This is a genomic window from Leifsonia sp. NPDC014704, from assembly GCF_043083605.1.
Lineage (GTDB): Bacteria > Actinomycetota > Actinomycetes > Actinomycetales > Microbacteriaceae > Leifsonia.
Window position 1 is genome coordinate 1,149,860 of sequence record NZ_JBIBYW010000002.1, and the last position, 22,721, is coordinate 1,172,580.

Annotated in this window: 20 protein-coding genes; 7 read left to right on the forward strand and 13 right to left on the reverse strand. The window is 69.2% G+C overall.

The genetic code is table 11. From position 1 onward, the window contains the following. The first annotated feature begins 103 nt into the window (after positions 1–103). From ACF1AJ_RS17050 to ACF1AJ_RS17070, 5 genes are read left to right on the forward strand one after another with little or no spacing between them, the layout of a single operon-like run. Positions 104–1,303: a DUF1972 domain-containing protein gene (locus ACF1AJ_RS17050; protein ID WP_391508426.1), complete on the forward strand. Its 1,200-nt coding sequence runs from the start codon at positions 104–106 to the stop codon at positions 1,301–1,303. Beyond that, positions 1,300–2,064: a CDP-alcohol phosphatidyltransferase family protein gene (locus ACF1AJ_RS17055; RefSeq protein ID WP_391508427.1), complete on the forward strand. Its 765-nt coding sequence runs from the start codon at positions 1,300–1,302 to the stop codon at positions 2,062–2,064. The genes ACF1AJ_RS17050 and ACF1AJ_RS17055 overlap by 4 nt, the downstream gene beginning before the upstream one ends. Next, on the forward strand, positions 2,061–2,807 hold the full coding sequence (locus tag ACF1AJ_RS17060; RefSeq protein WP_391508428.1) for a hypothetical protein: 747 nt from the start codon (positions 2,061–2,063) through the stop codon (positions 2,805–2,807). The genes ACF1AJ_RS17055 and ACF1AJ_RS17060 overlap by 4 nt, the downstream gene beginning before the upstream one ends. Before the next feature lie 37 nt (positions 2,808–2,844). Further along, positions 2,845–4,371, forward strand: a complete 1,527-nt coding sequence (locus ACF1AJ_RS17065) for a polysaccharide biosynthesis tyrosine autokinase (protein WP_391508429.1) — start codon at positions 2,845–2,847, stop codon at positions 4,369–4,371. A gap of 3 nt (positions 4,372–4,374) precedes the next feature. Beyond that, positions 4,375–5,697, forward strand: coding sequence for a hypothetical protein (locus tag ACF1AJ_RS17070; protein WP_391508430.1), 1,323 nt, complete (start codon positions 4,375–4,377; stop codon positions 5,695–5,697). 49 nt (positions 5,698–5,746) lie between these two features. On the opposite strand, the gene ACF1AJ_RS17075 is transcribed toward ACF1AJ_RS17070, so the two are convergent. From ACF1AJ_RS17075 to ACF1AJ_RS17085, 3 genes are read right to left on the reverse strand one after another with little or no spacing between them, the layout of a single operon-like run. Further along, positions 5,747–6,904, reverse strand: coding sequence for a glycosyltransferase (locus ACF1AJ_RS17075; RefSeq protein WP_391508431.1), 1,158 nt, complete (start codon positions 6,902–6,904; stop codon positions 5,747–5,749). Further along, positions 6,901–11,622: a PKD domain-containing protein gene (locus ACF1AJ_RS17080; protein ID WP_391508432.1), complete on the reverse strand. Its 4,722-nt coding sequence runs from the start codon at positions 11,620–11,622 to the stop codon at positions 6,901–6,903. The genes ACF1AJ_RS17075 and ACF1AJ_RS17080 overlap by 4 nt, the downstream gene beginning before the upstream one ends. A 59-nt stretch (positions 11,623–11,681) precedes the next feature. Further along, on the reverse strand, positions 11,682–13,199 hold the full coding sequence (locus ACF1AJ_RS17085) for a sugar transferase (RefSeq protein WP_391508433.1): 1,518 nt from the start codon (positions 13,197–13,199) through the stop codon (positions 11,682–11,684). A gap of 405 nt (positions 13,200–13,604) precedes the next feature. On the opposite strand from ACF1AJ_RS17085, the gene ACF1AJ_RS17090 reads away from it, so the two are divergent. Continuing rightward, on the forward strand, positions 13,605–14,324 hold the full coding sequence (locus tag ACF1AJ_RS17090; protein WP_309853942.1) for an SOS response-associated peptidase: 720 nt from the start codon (positions 13,605–13,607) through the stop codon (positions 14,322–14,324). A 182-nt stretch (positions 14,325–14,506) separates the two neighbouring features. Here ACF1AJ_RS17090 and ACF1AJ_RS17095 read toward each other — a convergent pair whose 3' ends face one another. The 8 genes from ACF1AJ_RS17095 to mgrA form a co-directional block, all read right to left on the reverse strand. Further along, positions 14,507–16,078, reverse strand: coding sequence for a hypothetical protein (locus ACF1AJ_RS17095; RefSeq protein ID WP_391508434.1), 1,572 nt, complete (start codon positions 16,076–16,078; stop codon positions 14,507–14,509). 304 nt (positions 16,079–16,382) lie between these two features. Continuing rightward, positions 16,383–16,736, reverse strand: a complete 354-nt coding sequence (locus ACF1AJ_RS17100; protein ID WP_391508435.1) for a hypothetical protein — start codon at positions 16,734–16,736, stop codon at positions 16,383–16,385. Continuing rightward, the gene (locus tag ACF1AJ_RS17105; protein ID WP_391508436.1) at positions 16,733–17,104 is read right to left on the reverse strand and encodes a hypothetical protein; all 372 of its coding nucleotides are present in this window, start codon (positions 17,102–17,104) and stop codon (positions 16,733–16,735) included. Before ACF1AJ_RS17105 ends, ACF1AJ_RS17100 begins: the two co-directional genes overlap by 4 nt. Positions 17,105–17,123: 19 nt before the next feature. Then, the gene (locus tag ACF1AJ_RS17110) at positions 17,124–18,365 is read right to left on the reverse strand and encodes a hypothetical protein (protein WP_391508437.1); all 1,242 of its coding nucleotides are present in this window, start codon (positions 18,363–18,365) and stop codon (positions 17,124–17,126) included. Next, positions 18,362–18,655 carry a hypothetical protein gene (locus ACF1AJ_RS17115; RefSeq protein ID WP_391508438.1) on the reverse strand — a complete coding sequence of 98 codons (294 nt, stop codon included), beginning with the start codon at positions 18,653–18,655 and terminating at the stop codon, positions 18,362–18,364. Before ACF1AJ_RS17115 ends, ACF1AJ_RS17110 begins: the two co-directional genes overlap by 4 nt. Positions 18,656–18,882: 227 nt before the next feature. Continuing rightward, complete coding sequence (locus tag ACF1AJ_RS17120; RefSeq protein WP_391508439.1) at positions 18,883–19,314, reverse strand: hypothetical protein; 432 nt, start codon at positions 19,312–19,314, stop codon at positions 18,883–18,885. Next, positions 19,311–19,724 carry a hypothetical protein gene (locus ACF1AJ_RS17125; RefSeq protein WP_391508440.1) on the reverse strand — a complete coding sequence of 138 codons (414 nt, stop codon included), beginning with the start codon at positions 19,722–19,724 and terminating at the stop codon, positions 19,311–19,313. Before ACF1AJ_RS17125 ends, ACF1AJ_RS17120 begins: the two co-directional genes overlap by 4 nt. 87 nt (positions 19,725–19,811) lie before the next feature. Next, the gene (mgrA, locus tag ACF1AJ_RS17130) at positions 19,812–20,849 is read right to left on the reverse strand and encodes an L-glyceraldehyde 3-phosphate reductase (protein ID WP_391508441.1); all 1,038 of its coding nucleotides are present in this window, start codon (positions 20,847–20,849) and stop codon (positions 19,812–19,814) included. A 130-nt stretch (positions 20,850–20,979) separates the two neighbouring features. Between mgrA and ACF1AJ_RS17135 the strand changes: the two genes are divergently transcribed. Further along, positions 20,980–21,195, forward strand: a complete 216-nt coding sequence (locus ACF1AJ_RS17135) for a hypothetical protein (protein WP_391508442.1) — start codon at positions 20,980–20,982, stop codon at positions 21,193–21,195. Positions 21,196–21,394: 199 nt separating this feature from the next. Here the strand turns inward: ACF1AJ_RS17135 and ACF1AJ_RS17140 are convergent, their stop codons facing one another. Then, entirely contained in the window at positions 21,395–21,553 is a 159-nt protein-coding gene (locus ACF1AJ_RS17140; RefSeq protein ID WP_020076764.1) for a hypothetical protein, read from the reverse strand. Between the two features lie 96 nt (positions 21,554–21,649). Next, the gene (locus ACF1AJ_RS17145) at positions 21,650–22,681 is read right to left on the reverse strand and encodes an SIS domain-containing protein (protein WP_391508443.1); all 1,032 of its coding nucleotides are present in this window, start codon (positions 22,679–22,681) and stop codon (positions 21,650–21,652) included. Between the last annotated feature and the right edge of the window lie 40 nt (positions 22,682–22,721).

Here is a 22,721-nt window from a genome sequence, read left to right on the forward strand (position 1 = left end):
TGCACACCGAAGACCGAGATACGTGGATTCTCGCCCGCCCGTCACGGTCATCGCTTCCGTCGTCGGGTTTCTCCGTACCGACCGACGAGAACGAGAGAAGCCGATGCAGAGCAAGGCGAGGCGATCAGGGGAACCGCTCAGCATCGCCATGGTCGGCACGCGCGGCGTGCCCGCCCGGTACGGCGGCTTCGAGACCGCCGTCGAGGAGGTCGGCTCCCGGCTGGCCGAGCGCGGTCACCAGGTCGTCGTCTACTGCCGCCCGGCCGACGGAGAGCGCCCCGCCGAGTACCGCGGGATGGAGCTGGTCCACAAGGGCGCGATGCACCGCCGCTCGCTCGAGACGCTCAGCCACACCGGACTCTCGGTCGCGCATCTTCTTCGCCACCGCACGGACGTCGCCCTGGTCTTCAACGCGGCCAACTCGCCGTACCTCCCGCTGATCCGTGCCGCCCGCATCCCGGTCGCCACCCATGTCGACGGCCTCGAGTGGAAGCGCGACAAGTGGAAGGGGACGGGCCGCCGCTACTACCGGCTCGCCGAATCCGCGGCCGTCCGCTGGTCCGACGGGCTCATCGCCGACGCGCAGGGCATCTCGGACTACTACCGCGACGAGTTCCACACGCCGACCCGGCTGATCGCCTACGGCGCTCCCCGCGTGGCCGACGAGTCCGACCTGCTGGCGGGGCTCGGACTGGAGCCGCAGGGGTACCACCTGCTGGTGGCCCGCTTCGAGCCGGAGAACCACGTCCACACCATCGTCGACGGGTATCGCCGCAGCGGCGCCCGGCTCCCGCTGATCGTCGTCGGTTCCGCCCCCTACGCGGACGCCTACACGGCCCGGGTCCACGAGCTCGCGGACGACCGCGTGCGGTTCCTCGGCGGGGTCTGGGACCAGCGCATGCTCGACCAGCTCTACGCCAACGCCTTCAGCTACCTGCACGGCCACTCGGTGGGCGGGACGAACCCGTCGCTGCTCCGTGCGATCGGCGCCGGAGCCCCGACGCTCGCCTACGACGTCGTCTTCAACCGCGAGGTGCTCGGCGACAGCGGCGCCTATTTCACCACCGAGGCGGATGTCGCCCGCGTCGTCGAGGCCGCAGAGGCCGACCCTGAGGGGCACCCGGCCCGCCGGGCGGCCACCCGCGCCCGCGCCGCCGGATACGACTGGGACGACGTGGCCGACAAGTACGAACTGCTCTGCCGCGACCTCGCCGATGGCGTGCAGGTGCGCGCACGACGACCGCTCACCGTCCAGCGCGTCGGCTCCGCCTCGCGCTTCACCGGAGAGGCGGTGGAGTCGTGACCGGCGGAACGCTCGACGGCGCGACGACCCGAGAGACCTACGGCTCCGTCCTCCGTCGGCTCGCCGCCGCGCAGAAGCCGGCCGCCCGCAGCGCCCCCGCCTACTCCCGGTTCGTCAACCGCCGGCTCGGCCGGTACCTGACGGCATGGGCCTACCGCGCGGGCCTCACTCCGAACGGCGTCACGGCGATCAGCGCCGCGTGGACGTTCGCCGCCCTCATCCTGCTCGTCGTGTTCCCGCCCTCCTGGCTGCTGGGCATTGGCGTCGCGCTCATGCTCCTCATCGGCTACGCCTTCGACAGTGCGGACGGTCAGCTCTCCCGGCTGACCGGGCGCAGCAGCCCGGCCGGCGAGTGGCTCGACCACATGGTCGACGCCGCGAAGGTGGTCAGCATGCCGCTGGCCCTCGGTCTCGGGCTCTACCTGCACGACGCGGTCCCGGTGGCGTGGCTCCTCGTCCCCCTCGTCTCCGCGGTGATCTCCTCCGTCCTCTTCTTCGGGATGATCCTCACCGAGCAGCTGCGGCGCCAGCACGGCCGGGTCTCCCTGGCCGCCGATGCGCCCGGCCGCCCCTCCTGGATGCGCGCGGTGCTCGTCCTCCCCATGGACTACGGGGTGCTCTGCCTCTCGTTCGTGCTGCTCGGCTGGCTTCCCGGCTTCCTCGTGCTGTACACCCTCATCGTCCTCGCGACGACGCTCTTTTTGTTCGCCGCAGCCGTCACCTGGTTCCGCGAGCTCCGTTCCGAAGGAGGCCGGCCATGACGTCGGACGACAACACCACCCCGCTGCCCACGCCGGACGACCAGACTCCGGAGGACCGGAATCCGGAGCAGAAGGGCCGCTGGACGCGCAAGCGGATCGGACTCGTCGCGCTCGCCACGGTCGGCGGTCTCGCCATCGTGGCCGCGATCGTGATCGCGTCCGTGTACTCGTTCTCGCGGCCCGCCGGCGGCCCGGTGCCCAACGCGCTCAAGCCGGCGGCGACACAGCTGCCGCGGCCGACGGACAGCGCGGGATCCGCGCCGTCGACCTCCACCCCCTCCGACGTACCGAAGGGGTCGCCGGCCACGGCCTCCCCGGCGAAGCCCGGCGAGATGGATGCGCGCTTCGGCGGCGTCGTCGCCCAGACCGCCGAGGTCAAGCAGGATGTGAAGACCCCCTCCGGCCTCACCGCGAACGTCGTCTCCGTCGAGTCCTACACGGCGACCGCCACCCGCCCCGGCGAGGTCAGCGGACCGGCCGTGAAGGTGACACTGCGCCTGACCAACGGCACGGGGGCGGCATTCCCCCTCTCGACGGCGACGGTCAACGCCTACTACGGTTCGAGTGCGACGCCCGCAGCGCCGGTCGCCGGCGACTCCGCCGCCAAGCCGTTCACCGGATCCCTCCAGCCCGGAGCATCCGCGACGGCGGTGTACGTCTTCACGGTGCCGGCGGACGAGGACGGAGCGGTCACCGTCACCCTGAGCGACCAGGCGGGCGCCCAGCTCGTGGTGTTCCAGTGAGCGCGGCGGAGGACCGGGTGGCCGAGGGGGAGAATCGATGAGCTCCAAGCAGTACGCGCAGGCGTTCCGGCGTTTCTGGTACGTCGTCGTCATCGCGACGATCGCGGGGGCGATGCTGGGCTTCGGGCTGTCGCAGCTGGCGGTCAAGAGCTACACCGCGACCTCGGGGCTGTACTTCTCGCTCAACTTCGGCGGTTCCGCGAACGACCTCAGCCAGGGCTCCACGTACACCCAGAACCAGATGCTGTCCTTCGCCCAGCTCGCCGAGTCGCCGGTCGTGCTCAGCCCGGTGGTCGACCAGCTGGACCTCGCCATCACGCCGAGCCAGCTCGCCGACTCGATCTCCGTCAGCACGCCGCAGAACACCGTCATCCTCGAACTCGCGGTGACGGACACGAGCCCCCGGCAGGCGGCGGACATCGCGAACGCGGTGGCGGCCAGCCTGTCGAGCACGGTCGAGCAGATCGCACCGAAGACCGCGCAGGGCGCGGCGACGGTGTCCGTCCGCGTGATCGAGCACGCCGCCGTCCCCAAGTTCGCGTCCTCGCCGAACACCCGGCTGAACGTGCTCTCCGGCCTCCTCCTCGGCCTCATCGCCGGCGCGCTCATCGTGGTGCTGCGCGCCACGTTCGACACGGGCGTCCACAACGCGGAGACGGCGACGGAGGTCGCGAAGGCCCCGCTCGTCGGGTCGATCCAGCGCGAGCGGAACAAGGACGGCGTCCCCGTGCTCGTCTCTGCGCCGCTCTCCAATGCGGCGGAGGCCTATCGGCAGCTGCGTTCGAACCTCGAGTTCGTCACACTCGGCTCGCCGACCCGATCGTTCGTCATCACGTCGTCGATCCCGTCCGAGGGCAAGTCGCTGATCTCCTCCAACCTCGCGCTCGCGCTGTCCGAGACCGGCCAGCGGGTCCTGCTGATCGACGCCGACCTGCGTCGTCCGGCCATCGCCGGGTACACCTCCCTGTCGGGCAACGCCGGGCTGACGTCCGTGCTCGCGGGCCGCGCCGAGTTCGACGACGTCGTGCAGCGCTGGGGCGCGGGCGACCTGGACGTGCTCGCCGCCGGTCCCATCCCGCCGAACCCCAGCGAGCTGCTCTCCTCGCGGGCGATGAGCGACCTGCTGGAGCGCCTGCGCGCCCGCTACGACGTGATCGTCATCGACACCGCGCCGCTCGGCTCGGTCGCCGACGCATCCATCCTCGCCCGCCAGGTGGACGGCGCCCTCGTGGTCGTCGATCGCACCCGGGTGCGGAAGCAGCAGCTCGCGCAGACCGTCGACTCGCTGCAGAAGTCGGGTGCGGCCGTGCTCGGCATCGTGCTCAACCGCGTCGCGTCGGGCAAGGAGCGCAACGCCTACTACATGGCGGAGCAGCCTCCGCGCCGGCTCGGCCTGCCCGGTCGCCGCGGCGGCGCTGCGGCGGAATCCGGTGAGACGGCGGCCGAGGCGGATGGCACGGCGAAGCGCCCCACGAAGGGCCGGGCGGCGGAGGGTGAGCCGGCCGAGGACACCCCGGCGCCCGAAGCCTCCTCGGACTCGGCGCCCAGTCACAGCGCCTCCTGACCCATGAGCTTCCTCAGCGGCGCGCTCGTCGACCGGCTGCTCCTGCTGGCCGTCGCGCTCGGCGTCGCCGTGCTCGGCTTCCTCGTGCTGCGCCGCGCGCCGCGCCTGGCGGTCGCCACCTGGACCGTCTCGCTGTGCTTCGTGCCGATCTGGCTCGGGTTCGGCATCGGCTTCAACGGCAACTACTACCTTCCGCCGGCCACCGCGGCGGCCCTGTTGGTGGTCGCTGCGTTGCTGCCCGTCCGCCGCTTCCGGCTGAGCTGGATGGATGCGCTCATGACGCTCGTCGTGGTGGCCGCGCTCACCTCCATCCTCGCCGGGAACGCCGGTATCGCCCTGGGGGCCGCGATCATCGTGGTGACGTACTTCGTCGCCGGCTACATCGTCGGCCGCGTCGCACCGTTGCGCGTCGACCCGGCGTGGGTCCACGGCGCCATCGCCGTGTGCTTCACCATCGTCGCGGTCCTCGCCATCATCGAGGGACTGACGCACTGGAACCCGTTCGTCCTGATCAAGTCCGGCAACTCGCTGTACTCGATCTGGGGCACCATCCAGGAGCGCGGCGGTGTGCCTCGGGCGGAGGGCGCGTTCGGGCACAGCATCGCGCTGGGGGCGAGCCTCGCCATGGCGGTGCCGATCACCCTGGCCGCGCCGTTCCGCCTCTGGGTCCGCGGCCTGATGGTGCTGACGATGCTCGTCGCGACCGTGTACACGTTCAGCCGGATCGGGATGATCTGCTCGCTTCTCGGCGTCGCCCTGTCGGTGCTCTTCATGCGGGATGCGATCTCGCGTCGCGCGCGCATCGCCATCACCACGATCGTGGTCGTGGCCTCGGCCATTGTCTTCCCGCTGGTCTCCGCCGTGTTCGACGACGCAGGCGCGGAGGCCTCCGACAGCGCGGACTACCGCGGCGACCTCGTCTCCCTGTTCGGGACGATGAACCTCGTCGGCGTCGCGGGCTCTGCGCAGAAGAACTCGGCCGGCTCCCTCTACTTCGGCAACTTCCGGTCGATCGACAGCCAGCTCATCCTGACCGGGCTGACCAATGGGATCATCGTGCTGATCGCGATCGCCGTCGCGCTCGCCTTCGGCGTCCTCCTGGTGCTGAGGGGGAAGGCGTCGCCCGCGACGATCGCCCTCGTGGCGCAGATCCCGGCGTTCGCGACGGTCGCGCTGATCACGCAGTACTCGATCTTCGTGTGGTTCGTCGCGGGCCTCGCGGCCACCACGCAGCTCGCGCCGGACGCCAGCAGGCCGCTCGTGCTCGGGCGGCCGACGCGCGTGCCGCAGCCGGAACCGGATGCACTCCCGGCCGGTCGCGGCTGATCGGCGCTCCGGCTGATCCGCACGCGCGTCTTATCGGTACGTCGCGCGATCAGTGCCGGGCGACGGCCCGCACGAGCTCCGCGATGCGCCGGCGGTACGACTCCGGGCTGTGCTTGCGCCGGGCGGTCTCGGCGTCGTCGTCGAGGAGCGGGGCCGATGCCTCCCACCCGGCGATGGTGCGCTCGAGCGCGTCGGCCAGCGAGGTCGCGTCGCCCGGCTCGACGGTGACCGTGGTGCGGTAGCCGTCGGTCGCCTCCAGCAGTCCGCTGGTCGCGCTGGCGATGACCGGGCGTCCGCTGAGGATGCCCTCGACCGCCGTGTTGCCGAACGGCTCGTCGGCGACCGACGGCACGAGGACGACGTCGCCGGTGCTCAGGAAGTCCCAGACGGACGGCTGGAAGCCGCGGAAGGAGACGCGCGACTGGAGGCGCTTGGCCTCCACCTTGTCGCGCAGGTCGCGCTCGTACCACTCGTAGCCGGGGAAGACGGCGCCGACGAGGTCGAGGTGGGCGGGGATCCCCCGGGCGTCGAGCTCGGCGATCGCATCGATGGCGACATCGACGCCCTTGCGAGGGGAGAGGCGCCCGATGTAGGTGACCCGGAGGTCGCCGTCGAGCTCCGGACGGGCCGGGCTGCGGGTCTCGGGACCCGGCACGGCGTTGTAGACGATGTGGGTGCGGCGGCCGAGGGCCGGGAAGGCGCTCTCGAGCACGCCGACGCTGAAGCGGCTGTTCGCGATGACGCTCTCCGCCAGCAGCAGTGGCGCCGAGAGGACGCGCTTCACCAGGCGGGATGCGGTGGCCTCGCCCTCGTGGACGTGCGCGACGACCGGCACACGGGCCAGTCGGGCGAGCCCGATCCACAGCGGGATGGTGACCGTGTTCACGTACACGGCCGCCGGCCGCTCACGGCGCAGCAGCGCGGAGCCGGACCGGATGCCGCGCGCCGTTGTCGCGGCGAAGCGGAGGAAGCCCCGCGGTCGCAGGACGCTCTTGCGGAGGACGGGCGAGGGGCACAGCTCCACCCGTGCGCCCCTCCGCCGCAGTTCGGCGACGAGGGGGCCGTCACCGGGGACCGCCACCACGACGTCCCAGCCGTCGTCGACCAGCCCGCTCACGGACTCGAGGAGCACCCGGTCGGAGCCGTACAGCTCCGAACCGGGGTGCGCCACGAGGATGGTGCGGCGAGCTCTGCTCGCTGCGCTCACGGGACCGGAACCACCGCGAAGTTGTCGAACCGGGTGGTGACGGGGATGTCGGTCGCGGTGCCCGAGATGTAGGTGCGCAGCCCGGTCGTACCGGCCACCTGGAGGGCGGCGGTCGTGTCGGTCGTGCTGAGCATCCAGTTCGCGGGCTCGGTGCCGCCCGCGGCCCACACCTTGGCGCGGACGGTGGTCGGCGAGGTGCCGAACACCTGGACCCGCACCTTGAGCTGGTCACCCGCGAGAGCGGTCAGCCCGGTGATATTCGCGGCCTGGAGGGTGGTGGAGCCCTGCAGCAGCTGGAGCTGCACGGCGCCTCCCGCCTTCACCCAGACGCGGCCCTCGTAGTCCGTCGATCCGACCATGCGGCCGATCGCCGAGTAGTAGATGCCGCCGCCGGTCGCCGCCTTGTCGGCGGAGATGGTGACCGTCACATCCGACCGGGTCGAGGTGACCGAGTTGAGGAGCGCCGTCTTGGTGGATCCAGCCGCCGCCACCTGCTGGCCGAGGCCGTTGGTGGTGTTGAAGCTGGTCGCGCCGCCCGAGAGCGTCCACGCCCCGCCGATGTCGGCGGTGCCCCACCCGTTGGCCGTCGTCCGCTCGAAGCCGTCCTGAGCGATCGCGTTGGGTGCCGGTGCGGTGGCCGTCACGGTCTTGGTGGCCGTGGCGATCCCTCCGCGGTTGTCCGTCACCGTCAGTGTGATCGTGTAGGTGCCGGCTGCCGCGTAGGTGTGGCTGTCGGTGGCTCCGGTCCCGGTGGCGCCGTCACCGTACGCCCAGGCGTACGAGGCGATGGTGCCGTCCGGGTCGGCCGATGCGCTGCCGTTCACCGAGACCTGCAGGTTGCTGGCCGTCGCCGTGAAGGAGGCGGTCGGCAGCTGGTTCGGCGGGACGGTGGTGGTGACCTGGTGCTGGACCTGGTTGGTCGCTCCCTTGTCGTCCGTCACCGTCAGGGTCACGGTGAACGTGCCGGCCGTTGCGTAGGCGTGGGTCGTGGTCGCGCCGGTCGCCGTCGCTCCGTCTCCGAAGTCCCAGGCGTAGGAGGCGATCGTGCCGTCCGCGTCGGTCGAGCCCGAGCCGTCGAACGCTGCCGACAGGTTGGTCACCGACGAGGTGAACGCGGCCGCAGGCGGCTGGTTCGGCGGCGGAGCCTGCACCGTGATGTCGTGCAGGACGCTCGTCGGCGTTCCCTTGTCGTCCGTCACCGTCAGCTTCACCGTGAAGGTGCCCGCGGCGGCGTAGCTGTGGGTCGCGGTCGCACCGGTCCCCGTCGCTCCGTCTCCGAAGTCCCAGGCGTAGGAGGCGATGGTGCCGTCCGGGTCGGACGATCCGGATGCGTCGAACGACGCGTTCAGGAAGGTCGCGTTCGAGGTGAAGGCGGCCACCGGGGGCTGGTTCGGCGGCGGGGCGGTGACGCCGACGTTCTGCGTCGTCGCGTTGGTCGCGCCCTGGTTGTCGGTCACCGTCAGCGTCACGGCGTAGACGCCGGTGCCGTTGTAGGTGTGCGACGCGGTCGCTCCCGTGCCGGTCGAGCCGTCACCGAAGTCCCAGGCGTAGGAGGCGATGGTGCCGTCCGGGTCGGTCGACGCCGACGCATCCACGTTCACCGTGAGGACCGAGGTGCTCTGCGTGAACGAGGCCACCGGGGTCTGGTTCGGCAGGGTGCCGGTGGTCGCCAGGCTGTAGTGGTTGGCCACATCCTGAGCCGACAGCACCGAGGAGTAGACCGCGGCCTCATCCAGCGTGCCGTTGAAGTACGGGCTGCTCGAACCCCAGGTGTTGTCCCCGCCGATGCGCCAGTAGCCGTTGTATGCCTGGGCCGCGGTCTGCGGGTTGGTCCCTACGAGCTGGCCGTCGATGTAGAGCTTCATGCCGTCGGCGCCCTGCGAGGCGACCACCTGGTGCCACTGGTTGTTGTTCAGCGGATTGGGGGTGGTGATGGTGTTCGTCTGGCCGGTCCACGTGCCGAACACGATCCGGCCGTCGTCCTGCATGTAGACGTGACGGTCGTAGCTGCCCGACAGGCCGGTCTGGGCGTCCCCGAACCCGATCAGCTTGCCCCCCTTCGTGGTGCTGGTCTTGAACCAGATCTCCTCGGTGTAGGTGGTGGGGTTCGCGAACTGCTGGTTGCTCGTCACGAGGCTTCCGCCGGAACCGAAGAGCGGGGTGTTGAACTTCACCGCCTTGTCCGCGGTGCCCGGGAGGACGCCGGTCTGGTTCTTCGTGGTCGCCGTTCCGGAGTAGGTGCCGTTGTTCGTGTACGCGTCGGCGCTGTTGGCCGTCGATCCGCTGGTCTCGTCGAGACGCCAGAAGATGTCGGGGTTGCCGTTGTACACCGCGGCGCCGTAGGCGTCGGCCGGTGCCGGCGCCAGGGGCGACGGCCGTCCGGAGGCGACGTACTGGTTCACGACGGTGGTGCGGTCGAGGACGGTCGGGTAGATCGCGACCTGCCCGATGCTGCCGGCGAAGAAGTTGCTCGCCGGCTGGTTGGTCCAGCCGCCGATGTTGTCTCCGCCGACCCGCCAGTAGCCGGTGTAGCCCTGGCCGCTGGTCACATCGGTGCGGGAGCCGGCCAGCTTGCCGTCGATGTACAGCCGCATACCGTTGGCGCCGAGGGAGGCGGTCACCTGGTGCCACTGCCCGTCGTTGAGGCCGGCGGCGCTGTTCAGCGTCTGGACCGATCCCGGGTAGACACCGAAGAAGATGCGCCCGTTGTTGTCCATGTAGACGTGACGGTCGTAGCTGCCGGAGGTGCCCGTGTTGGCGTTGCCGAAGCCGATGATCTTGCCGCCACTGGTCGTCGTGGTGTTGAACCACGCCGAGACGGTGAACGTGTCCGGTCCGGTGATCGCGGTGGGCGTCACGGCCAGGCTGGTGCTGCCGTTGAACGTGCTCGCCGTGACTCCGGAGATCGGTCCCGCGGCGCCCTGGGTGATCGCGGTCTCCTGCAGGTCGCTGAAGCCGATGTGGTCGAACGCGGTGGTGCCGCTCGCCTCGTCCAGCGGCCAGTAAGCGGATGCGCCCGCCTGCTTCACCGAGTCGGCGTAGGGTCCGCCGCTGTTGGTGGCGGCGACCGTGACCGCGTTGGTGTCACGCGACGTGGTGTTGTTGAACGGGTCGTAGACCTTCACGTGGTAGATCGGGTGACTGCCGGGTGTGAGGCCCTTGTCGGTGAATCCGATCATCGGGCGCGTGTAGAAGTTCGAGCGGACCGTCGTCTGGTAGACGGGCGTGGTGCCCGCGTCGCGGTAGACCTTGTACGTCAGGTAGCCGTTGTCCATGTCGTAAGTGGCCGCGAAGCTGACGCGCACCTCTCCGGCGTTGAACGACGCCGCCGTCGGCGTGAGCGGGATGCCCTGCGGGCCGACCTTGTTCGGTGCGGACGACGGGACGGCGAAGCGGGCGAGGCCCTGCTGCGCGATGCCGTTCACGGTCGGGAACTCGCCGCCGTAGACGACGTACTTGCTGTTGCCCGAGACGCTCCAGGTGGCCTGGCTCTGACCGGTGAAGGTGCCGACGGTCCACTTCGGGAACCAGTCGAGCAGCGACGGGGAGGGCGTGCCGGCCCAGTTGTAGTAGCCGTACGGGTCAGCGGTGATCGTGCCGGTCGCGGCCTTGCTGAACGCGATCGAGTTGTAGAACGTCCACTGGGGGCTGGTCTGCGGGAAGCCGCCGATGTTGCCGCAGTAGTGCGGGTGGCCGGCGACGTACAGCGGGCCGTTGTCGCCCTGCGGGTAGATCGAGTACGTGTCTCCGTGGCAGTCCTCCACCCAGTTGATCGACCCGGTGTTCGGGTCGGCCGAGAAGCTGCCCTCGAGGTTGCCGCCCTGGCCGAAGACGTAACCCGAGCCGTAGATCCGGTCGCTGGTCGCGTACAGGGCGGTGATGCTGGCCTGCGTGCCCGCGTTGCGCACCGTCTGGTTCGCAGCGAAGGGGAGGATGGCGGCGGTGCTGGCGTCGACTGCGGCGAGGCCGTAGTTGGCGACTCCGCCGATGTTCTGGAATCTGCCGCCGACGATCAGCTTGGAGCCGTCCTTGGTCAGCGTCAGCGCATCCACCGCGGCGTCCGCGTTGGCCTGCCAGTTGAGGGTCGATCCGTCGGTGGCGCTCACCGCTCCGACGTACGCGCGGGCGACGCCGTTGATGGTGGATGCATCGCCGCCGGTGTAGACGACGGTGTTGGATGCCGCGACGGCGCGCGTCTGCGACTCCATGATCGGGCGGAACGCGCTGATGATCGTGTTCGTCGCGGTGGAGAACGCGGCCAGGCGGTAGTAGCCCTTGCCGTCGATCGAGGTGAAGTCGCCCACCACGTAGATGCGGCTGCCGTCGGGCGATGCGGTGATGCCCAGTGCCTGCGCGTTCAGGTTCGGCGCGAACGGGAGGAGCGCGCCCGTGGTGATGTCGTACGCGAGGAGGTTGTTGCGCGGAACCTCGTTCGTCCCGGCCGGCGACCCTGCCGGACGGGCGGAGGTGAACTTGCCCGCGACGTAGACCGTGTTGCCCACGACCGTCTGCGCCCACGCGACGCCGTTGATCTGCGGCGTCGGGAGCACGTCGTCGCTGACGGTGATCGGGGTCGCCGGGTTCGTCGGGTCGGGTGGGGCCGTGTCCGCTGCGGCGGGCTGCGCGATGGCGAGGCCGCCGAAGACCAGGCCGATCGCCGTGAGGACGGCGGTCAGGATGCCCAGTGAGCGAGAGCGTGGGCGTTGTGTTGTGCTCATGACAACCTCGGTGTCTTTCGGTCGGGGGAGGGAGCGAGGAGGTTGGGTGCGGGGGCGCATCAGTACGCCCCCACGGGATGTGTCAGCACCTTCACGGTGCGCCACATGATGACGAGGTCGCCGGTCAGCGACCAGTTCTCCACGTAGTAGAGGTCCAGGCGGACGCTCTCCTCCCAGGAGAGATCGGATCGACCGTTCACCTGCCACATGCCGGTGAGTCCCGGCTTGATGTAAAGGCGGCGGTGGACGTGGTTCTCGTAGCCCTCGACTTCGGAGGGCAGCGGCGGGCGCGGGCCGACCAGGCTCATGTCGCCGAGGAAGACGTTGACCAGCTGCGGCAGCTCGTCGAGCGAGAACTTGCGCAGGTAGTGGCCGACACGGGTCACGCGAGGGTCGTTCTTCATCTTGAAGAGGAGTCCCTGGCCGTCGTTCTTCTCCTGCAGGGCGGCGAGGCGCGCCTCCGCGTCGATGACCATGGAGCGGAACTTGTACATCGTGAAGCGCTCGCCGTTGCGGCCGACCCGCTCCTGCGCGAAGAAGACGGGGCCGTTGTCGTCGAGCTTCACCAGCAGGGCGATCGCCAGGAACAGCGGAGAGAGGAGCAGCAGCGCGAGGCCGGAGGCGAAGAAGTCGAATGCGCGCTTCAGCACGTGCTTGCCGCCCTCGAACTGCGGGATCTCCACGTGGATGAGGGGGAGGCCCTCGACGGGACGGAAGTGGATGCGCGGACCCGCGACATCGGTGAGCGGCGAGGCGAGCACGAGCTCGGTCGCCGTGCCCTCCAGCTTCCACGCCAGCTTGCGGACGAAGTCCCCGCTGCTGAGGGCGCGGCCGGCCACGATCACCGTGTCCGCGCCCAGCCGCGCCGCAGCGTCTGCGACCCCCGACAGGTCGGAGACGATCGGTACCTCACGCTCGGGGCCGGCGATCCGGCGCCGCATCTCGGCATCCTTCTTCGCCCCCTTGCGCTTTCCTGTGTCGAGAGCGGCACCCACGACGTTGTAGGCCGCTCCCGACTTCTGGTGGATCTGGCGGACGACGTAGTCGACGTCGTCGAAGCGCCCGACGACGAGCGCGCGCGAGAGGTAGTGGTCGAAGATGCGCTGGCGGATGAGCCAGTGGCGCCACAGCCAGCGCGAGAACAGGACGCCGGCGAGCCCGGCGGGCAGCGCGACGATGAAGTAGCCGCGCGCGATGTCGACCTTGGCGACCAGGAAGAGGATGGCCAGCAGGCCGAAGGTCGTCGCGGTCGCAGACACGACGCGACGGTATTCGGAGACGCCGAGCCCGACGACCCGCGCGTCGCGCGTGTGGTAGACGGAGAGCGTGAAGAGCCAGGTCGCGGCGATGATGAACGACAGGTAGAGGTAGTCGATGTGGAAGACCGCCGACGGAGCCGACGCGTCGTCGAAGCCGAAGCGCACGAAGACCGCGCCGATCGTGGCGGCGAGGATGATGGCCGTGTCGGTGGCGAGCAGACGGTAGCGGTAGAGACGGGCCCAGTTGCGCTCGGAGCTCAGTCCGCGCAGCGCGCTGGGGGCGACCGGGGCGTGGAGGCGCGGGCGGATGACAGTCATGCCAGGGCCTCCACGGGACGGCCCACCGGGGAGCCGACGGCGGCTGGGGGGAAACCGTGGTCTCGAACGGCTTCACCGCCGCCGACTCCGCTCAGGGGGTGACGGTCGTGGAATCGCGCGCGCCGAGCGCTCCCCGTTCGGATGGGGTTGAGTGCGGGTAGCGCTCGGCGTGGCGAATTCGGGTACACGTTTGTCACCTGCGGGTCGGGTTGGTGCATCTTCGGGTGGTGTGGACGATCGGAGTTCCAGTACCGTTAAGTGACTGTTCCTCACCTATCCACAAAAGTGAGAATACATCGTTTTCACAGCTTCGCGTCACCCGCTTTTGGGGGTGAAAATTCCTCAACTTCGGTCCGCGAACATCCCAGCCGGTCACATGTCGGCCGTCGCGCCTAAGCTGGCGGCATGTGCGGCAGGTTCGCGATGGACGACAAGGTCAACGCCGAGATCACCGAGTTCGTAGAGGCGACCGGGCGCCGGCCCGAGGAGTGGACGGCGAACTGGGAGGCCGACTACAACATCGCGCCGACCGACGACATCCCGGTGCTCATCGACTCCCCGAAGACCCGGGAGCTGCGATTCGAGCGCGCGCACTGGTCGCTCGTGCCCTCGTGGTCCGACACGTTGAAGCTCAAGTTCCCGACCTTCAACGCCCGGGCGGAGGAGATCGCCGAGAAGTCGACGTGGAAGAAGCCGGTGCAATCGCACCGCGCGATCGTCCTGGCGCGCGGCTACTACGAGTGGCAGGGGCCGAAGGGCAGCAAGACGCCGTTCTTCATCCGCTACCCGGAGGGCCGTCTGATGGGCTTCGCGGGGTTGTACTCGTGGTGGCGCGACCACAGCAAGGCCGACGACGACCCCGACCGCTGGGTGCTGACGGCCACGATCCTCACGTCGGACGCCGTGCAGACGCTCGCCGACATCCACGACCGCAACCCCGTCATCCTCCCGGAGGAGATGTGGCAGCACTGGATCGACCCCTCGATCGTCGGCGACCAGGCGCTCGTCGACGAGGCGGTCCGTGCGGGCGTCGCCGAGGCGGAGACCCTGCGCTTCGACCAGGTGGCGCCGTTCAAGACGTCCGACGACGGCCCCCAGCTCATCCAGCCGGTCGACGCGGCCTGACTGGCGCGACCGTCGTCCCCGCCCGAACCGCCCTCGGCCGTGCGGACCACCTTCGGTCGGTGATCTGTCGCCTTCGGTCGGAGAATCAGCCGCATCCGCGCCGGGACTCCATCCCGGCCGCGGTCGGTCGGAGATTCGGGACCGATTCTCCTACGGAAACGCGTCCGTGCTGAGGGAAGCGACTACCGGGTCAACTCGATGATCGCGCTGCGGTGCGTCTCGATCCGGCGCCCGGTCTCCGCGAAGCCGAGTGACTCCAGCTCGCCCAGCCCCCAGGTGTCTTCGACGCCTTCCACATCCACCTCGATCAGCCACACCCGTTCGACGCCGTCGAACCGGCCGCGCTTCGCCGCCTGGTCGACGGAGTAGGCGCGATCCGCCCACCAGGTGTTGCGGTCGTACGGCACATGGAGCGTCACATCCTTGAGGCCGCGGAATCCGTCCGGGTACGTGCGCATCGCCAGGCGGGGCCGCTGCGACGGCTTGGCCGACTCGTCGAACACGACGGCGTCGGCCGGCCCCGCGTTCGCGGCCATCGCCGCGCTGACCTCCGCCCAGTCGCTGTCGTTCTTGGCGTACGGCCCACGCTGGAGGGCATAGACCGGCGCGCACAGTACCGCGAAGGCGACAGTGGCGCCCGCCGTGATCGCGACCGTCCGCCGCGCATCCCGCCCGAGCATCCGGCCGAGCACCAGGATCCCCTCTGCCACCAGGAGCGCCGCCGCGGGCGCGGCGAAGGTGGAGTAGCGCCCGGTGTACATCGGAAACGCCAGGTTCACGAGCAGCATCGCCCCCGTCGGCAGGAAGAGCCAGGCGGCGCCGACGAGCCGGGTCGAGAGAGTGCGGGGCCCGGCGGGCAGGGGAAGCGCAGCACCGGAGGTGCGCAGCCGCCACGCGCGCCAGGCGGGCCACAGGGCGAGCCCGATGAGCGGCCACGCGGCCACCGCGACCCACGGCATCCCGAACCAGAGGAAGAAGTACCAGGTGGACGCCTCTTCCGGCGCGCCACTGAGGTAGGCGATCTGGCCGCGCTCGAGGTAGGCGACGACCGCCAGCGGTATGACGGAGAGCAGTGCGGCGCCGGCCGCGACGGCCCACCTCCGCAGGGTGTCCCGCGACGCGCGGGCGAACAGCAGGATGGCGGCGTGCGCGACGAGGAGCGTCACGGAGTAGAGGAAGAGGTATGCCGCTACCGCCGTTCCGACCGCGTAGAGCAGCCACGCGAGCCGTCGCGCGCCGGGTGCGAGCCGGCGGCCGCCGCCGTCGACCAGCCACACCAGCAGGAGGGTGAGCCAGGCGGCCGCCGCTGCCGTGAAGGCGTACGAGCGCGCCTCTTCGCCGGCATAGGTGAGCCGGGGGAGGACGGTGGCGACGACCCCGGCGACCACCGCGGCCCGTGCTCCGCCACGGCGACCGGCGAGCAGCGTCACCGCCGCGACCGCGGCGCCGACCGCGAGCGCGCTCGGCAACCGCAGGGCGAACGCGCTCTCGCCGGCCAACCGGATCCAGCCGTGCATGAAGAGGTAGTAGACGCCGTGCACCGCATCCACGTGCAGCAGCATCCCGAACAGGCTGCCGAGCGGGCGCTTCGCCGAGAGCAGCGTGGCCGCCTCGTCGCCCCACAGCGACGGCACCCAGCTGAACGCGGCGCAGAGGATGGTCGCGACGAGCCCTGCGGCGACCGCGATCGTCCACGGCCGGACCGCGCGCAGCGGCAGGCCGGCGCGGAGATCCGGTTCGACGAGGACGGTCATATCTACAGCTTCTAATCGCCGGACGAGTACCCCGCCCAGATAAGCAGACAACGCTGGGCGAACCCCGGGCGAGCACTTCGGAAACTCATAGCCGGGACGCGATGGGCGCGGACGAGCGTTACCGGACCCCGGGCGTTCCAGCAGCTCACGCCGGGCGCCCGGGGTCCGCCCCACACACGCCGGGAAACGTCGGACGCCTCGGGGCGCCGCCAGCACATCCAGCGTGCTCGCGGCCGACGTTAGGCCTTCCGGGCGCGGGCGGGCAGGGGATGACGGGGGCGGGATGCGGTGGTACTCGCTCTGCTCAGCGCTGCCGGTCGTCGTTGTCGTCCCGGCGGTTCTGGAGGAAGTCTTCGCGCTCTCGGGTGTGCTGCGCCGACAGCTCGTCGAGTTCTTCTTCGAAGCCGGCGATCACGCGGGCCGCTTCGTGCACGTTCTCTTCGAATCCGTCGGACACCCTCTGGAACTCCTCGCGGAACTCCGGATCGTGGACGACACCCTGCTGGGTGGCGAGGGTGTAGAAGTCCTCCTGCATGCGGTTCATCTGCATGCGGTAGTTCGTCACGTAGTCCTCGGCCTGTTGCACCCGCTCCCTGGCCGTGCGGATCGCGTCGTCGTGGGCCTGCTCGAGCTCGCCGAGCGTCCTGTAGTCGGTCATGTGATGCTGTTCACTCCGTGCGCGTAGTCGAGCTCGGACATGATCCGGCCGACACCTTCTTCGACCTTCTTGGCGACGAGTCCGGCCAGCACCGAGTTGCTGACGGCCATACCGGCCGTGCGCCCGGCGATCTCCATGGTCCCCGCTTCAACCGCGACCCAACTCGCCGCCCTGATGGCGGTGTACCTCCCGTGCACCATAAGCGGCAGGACCGCGTTCAGCAGGCGCACGGCAGCATCGTTGACGAGCGCGTCGATGCCGCACTGGATGCCTTCCACGACGTCCTGGATGCCGCTCCGGAGCCCGCCGATCAGGTCACCGAGATTCGCGCCGGCGAGATCGGCGCTGTTCCCATCCGTTCGGTACATCACGTCCTCCTTTCCGGGCCTAGTGCCCGAAGTAGCTCCCTGCCCACTGGGCATCTTGTGCGTACGCGTTCTCGACGGCGCCGACGATGCCGGTCGCCAGCTGACCCAGCAGGGTGAGGTGGTCGTCCACTCGCCGGTTCGCTGTGTCGACGGCGTGCTCGTCGACGTTGTGCTGCACTTGCAGTCGGTGGGTGGCAACGCAGTTCTCGATGTCCCGCTCTCGGAGGAATGGGATCATCGCCACGGCGTCCTTCGCCTCGCGCAGGCCGAGTTCCATCTGCGAGGCGAGCCCGAGATTCACCGCTTTGATGTTGTTGAGCGGAGCCTGCATGTGGATGAACTCGGAGGCGAGGGCTGTGGCGGCGAGCGTATCGACGAGCACCATCAATCCGGAGACCGCCATGCCATGGACCCCACCGATGTATGGATCTCGGAGCAGGCCCATGGTTCCGGCCATCGCCAGCGCCAGGGGGTGACGGAGATCCGCGGGTAAGACGAACAGCACGTTCTCGCTGATCTCGACGAAGTCTCGTCCCGAAACACCGGCGCCGATCACCTCACCGGACGTCGCGTCGAAGAAGAACCCGGTGGAGATGTTGTGGTAGTCGAGGAACCCGAGCCCTTGCATGCTCTTGACGTAGATTGCGGAGCCCGTGCCGTTGGCGAGGGAGTTCCCGACCACGTCCCATTCGTTGATGAAATTACGGAGAGGGTTCTTGCCTTCGGCGATCTTCTTCAGAACCCAGGCCTTCGCCTGCGGCGACAGATGGTCCCAGGGGTCCGGGCCGTTGAACGTCGTGGACGACAAGTGCAGCTCGGCCGCCACAAACAGCGCCAGATACCCGCCGAGCGAGTGTCCCACGGTCTCGAAGGTGGCTTCAGGATGCGCTTTGCCGAGCTGTGCGCGCACCTTCTGGGCATACTCGATCGCCTGCGTGGCCTGCGTACCCGACGCGATCTGACCACCGATCACCAGCTGAGCATCCGCGCCGATGTCGGCGTGATGACCCGGGTTGGTCCCGGCGTAGGAGATGTACACCTGCGAGTAGTCAGGCTTGCCGTTCACCACGGGAACCACGGTCATCGCCTGAAACCCGGTGACCGGGTCGCTCACCGGCGGCGGCTCCACCACCTCGAACTTCTGACCCGGCTTGCCCGGGGGATGGAACTGCTGCCCCAAACCATAAGGCGGGTCCGCCCACAGGGGATCTGCCTTGTAAGCCGTGTCGGCGATAGCGGCCGACTCTTCTGGCGTCGTCATCCCACGATCTCCGACGAGCCGTCGCTGAAGATGACTGGGACCGGGGACGGTGTCGCCTGGGGATTCGGATCGGGTAGAGGATCCCCTCCCACGACCTGGAGCCCTAGGTTCTCACCATATTCCTTGCCCGCAATAGTGACGGTCGCGTACGCCGACCAGTAGCCCGTGCCGCTGTAGCGGCCCTCCTGGGTGTACCTGATCCGTTCCGTTTCCGGCCAGTCTTTTATGAACAGGAGCGCCGCCTTCTTCTGATTCGCGAGGTTCGTCGCGGTAGAAGCCTGTTGGTTCACTGCACTTCCTCCAAATATCGAGCACGACGTCAATGCGAAAACGACCGCTACGGCAACACTCACGCTCGTGAGTAGGCGCCTGCGATGACCGTTTCGAGGTGGATTCTTCCTTCGGAAATGAGTTCTCAAGGTCGCACCTTCTCGAAAGGCGCTTGTCTTCGTAGCTGAGTCACCGGGCCCCGCTCCCTTGTCGTATGTCAGCACTCCGCTTGCGACTTCATCGGCGCTCACCGCAGTACCTCCGCGCTTCCGCCGCTATACGTGATGGCAACGGAGGCCGACGTCCCTGATCGCTTCGCCGTCGGCATTGGTTCGCCGCCGTACGACCACTTCTCGAGCCCGAGGATTTCTTGGTATTCCAGGCCGTCAATCGTCACGACCGCGTTGGCCGCCCACGAACCGCCGCCGCCGACCGCACCGTCCTGTGTGAAAGTAATTGCTTCCACCCCCGGTTGAGTAGCGAGCAGCGCCTGGGCGGCCTTCCTTTGGTTCGCACGGTTGCTCTGCTCAGGCTCGGCGCCTCCTAACGAGCACGAAGTCAGGAGAATAAGTGCCGTAGCGGTAAGAGCAATCGACATCACCACCGGTTTGAGCGCCCACGCGATGCGCAGAATGGCGCCTCGGAAGAATCGGCTCATCCAGGGGATATAGAAGGTCATCGAAGCGCCTCCGATGTGCCGTCGCTATAGACGACCGTTGAGCGCGTTGGCACGGTACCGGGCATCAGGCGCGGTAGCGGATTACCTCCAGCCCGCTCGGGTCCCAGAATCTCGTCGTAATCGACGCCGTCGATTGTGACGACAGCATTGGCTGCCCACGAGCCACCTCCACCGACGCTGCCTGGCTGTGTGAACCTGATTTCCTCGACGTCGGGTCGATAGCTCAACAAACTGAGCGCTGCCTTCTTCTGATTCGCGAGGTTCGTCGCGGTCGTGGCCTTCAACGCAACGGAGCCGAACGGCGAACACGACGTCAACGCCACCGCGACGGCGACCGCGACGGCGACAGCAAGACCGAGAGCGCGCGGCGGCCGAGCGCGCGATCCGGTGCGGCGGTGTACGGCAAGCATTCTGCCGCCTTCCATGAGCGACTCGTGTTCCTTGTCACGATATCTCAGCCGAAATCTGGCCGCTCATGGATGGCCGCAATTAATGCATCACACCTTCCCGCGCCGCGCCCCCGCCCACAGGTCGACGCCGGCGTCGGTGGCGTGCTCATCGATCTCCGCGAGCTCCTCCGGCGAGAACTCCAGGTTGCCCAGGGCCGCAACGTTCTGCTCCAGCTGGTCGACGCTGCTGGCGCCGATGACGAGAGAGGTCACGCGGTCGTCGCGCAGAGCCCAGGCGAGCGCCAGCTGCGCGAGGGTCTGCCCGCGCCGCTCCGCGATCCCGTTGAGCGCGCGCAGGCGTGCGACGGCGTCGTCGGTGAGCCAGTCGGAGTCGAAGGAGGTGCCGGCGCTCGCCCGTGAACCCTCCGGGATGCCGTTCAGGTACTTGCCCGTCAGCATCCCCTGCGCCAGGGCGGTGAACCCGATGACGCCGACGCCCAGCTCGCCGACGGTGTCGAGCAGACCCTCGGTCTCGATCCAGCGGTTGAGCATGGAGTACGACGGCTGGTGGATGAGCAGGGGGGTGCCGAGGTCGCGCAGGATCTCGGCGGCTCGGCGGGTCTCCTCCGGTCCGTACGACGAGATGCCGACGTAGAGGGCCTTGCCCGACCGGACGGCAGTGTCCAGCGCCTGCATCGTCTCCTCCAGCGGCGTGGACGGGTCGGGCCGGTGCGAGTAGAAGATGTCGACGTAATCGAGGCCGAGGCGCTGCAGCGACTGGTCGAGGCTCGCCAGCATGTACTTGCGGCTGCCGCCGCCCTGGCCGTACGGGCCGGGCCACATGTCCCAGCCGGCCTTGCTCGACACCACGATCTCGTCGCGGTACGGCCGGAGGTCCTCCGAGAGGATGCGGCCGAAGTTGATCTCCGCCGCGCCGTAGGGCGGCCCGTAGTTGTTGGCCAGGTCGAAGTGGGTGATGCCGAGGTCGAAGGCGCGGCGGACGATGGCGCGCTGGGTCTCGAAGGGGCGGTCGTTGCCGAAGTTGTGCCAGAGCCCGAGCGACAGGGCGGGCAGGTCGAGTCCGCTGCGTCCGGTGCGGCGGTAGATCATGTCGTCATAGCGGGAGGGGTTCGCAACGTAGGCCATGCATCCAGACTCGCGGACGCGGACCATCGCTGTCCAACATCCCGTGCAGATCGGATCCATCGGTTGCGCTGCTCGATCGGGAGGGTGTCAACCCCTTGCCGCTGCGGTGGGCTGGGCGCTGGCTGGTGGCATGACCGATGAACTGACCCCCAGCGACGACGCGACCGCCCCCGGCCAGCCGCAGGGCGCTCCGGCGCCCACCGACACCCCGGTGCACGACCAGCCCACGGCGGCAGGCCAGGCACCTGCTGGCGGCGCGCTGGACGGAGAGAACGACCTCCCCGCCGACGACGAGACCGCCGACACCCTCCAGAACGACGCCCTCCTCGACGAAGAACAGCCCTGAACTGCTGCGGCCCGCGCCCCGGCTGCACCCAGCTCGGCTGGCTACGGTCGGAGATCCGCGCCTAGACGCCCCCAATCTCCATCCCCACCGCGGAACGTCGGAGATGTGAGCGCTTTCCACCTACGCAAGCCCCCTGCACAAACGGCAGCGGCGGCCGCGCCACAGGGCACGGCCGCCGCTTCGCGGTCGGGGAACGGGGTCAGGTCCGGCTCGCACCTCGTCTGAGCCATCCGACGATCGCGGTGATCACGAAGAACACCAGTCCGAGGATCGCCAGCCACAGCAGGCCCTTGATGGCGAACCCGAGAATGGCGAGCACCGCCCAGATCACCAGCAGGATAATGATGAGAGCTATCATGCCTTCATCTGACTCCGGTCCGCGCGTCTCGTCAACATCTGGGGGCGGGCCTTGCGGCGCGGAGCGGTTCGTGGCAAGACGATCGACGGGCGCCCGTCAGCGCACCGGCAGCTTGGTGTCGTCCTGGTGGTACAGGAAATCCTCCAGCGGGTACGGCTTGTGCTCGATCGCGGCGGCGATCGCCAGCTGAGCGATCACCGTCTCGACGATCGCGCGCTCGAACACCCCGAGGCCCGCGGGCAGCGGTACCACGGTGAGGTTGGCGTGCCCGGCGGCCGGGATCGTCGTGGGATCGGCCGCCGTCACGAGCACGACGGGCACCCCCGCATCGAGAATCGACGACGGAATGCTCACCTCCCGGCCGTCGCCGAAGATCACGAGGGCGTCGTCATCCGACAGCACCTCCATCGGACCGTGCAGGTACTGGAACGTCTCGAAGGCGGCGCTCGGCGTGCGGAGCCCCTCCCGGACCATCAGCGACAGCTCGGCGGCGGCGGTCAGCGACGCACCGCGACCCACGACGTCGATGGTCTTCGCCGCTGCGAGGACGCGCCCGACCGTTTCGGCCGCTTCGGCGTAGTCGCGCAGCACGTCGGCCACCCGGCCAGGGATGCGTTGCGCCTCCGCCGCGCCCGCGCGCATCCCGACGTGGTCGAGCAGCAGGGCGTACGCCAGCAGGGTCGCCGTGAAGCCGCTGGTGTACACCGGGGAGTCGGGGAACCCGCCCAGGCCGAGCACCGCATCCACGTCGTCCTTGATCGGCTGGTCGGGGAAGTTGCTGATGCCGATCCGCGTCCCGGCGGCGAGCTTCCGCGCAGCCGCCAGGGGCTCGGGGCTGCGGCCCGACTCGGAGACGACGATGTTGTGGTCGGCGCGCACGACGGCGAGCCCGTCGGCGACGTCGGAGGCGACGACACCCGATGCGGGATGCCCGGCGGCCGCGAGGGCGGCGACGAGCGCGTGCGACGAGTTGAGCGATGCGCCCATGGCGACGACGGCGACGCTGTCGCCCGCCTCCCACTGGGGGAGTGCCGCGCTCGCGAGGTCCCGGAGCACGGTCTCACGCGCTCGGGCGAGGTTCTCGGGCTGAGCGTGCATGGCGTCGACGAACGAAGCGGTGGGTTCCATGGAAGTCCTTCTGTCGGTGGTCGGAGGTGGTCTGGGGTGG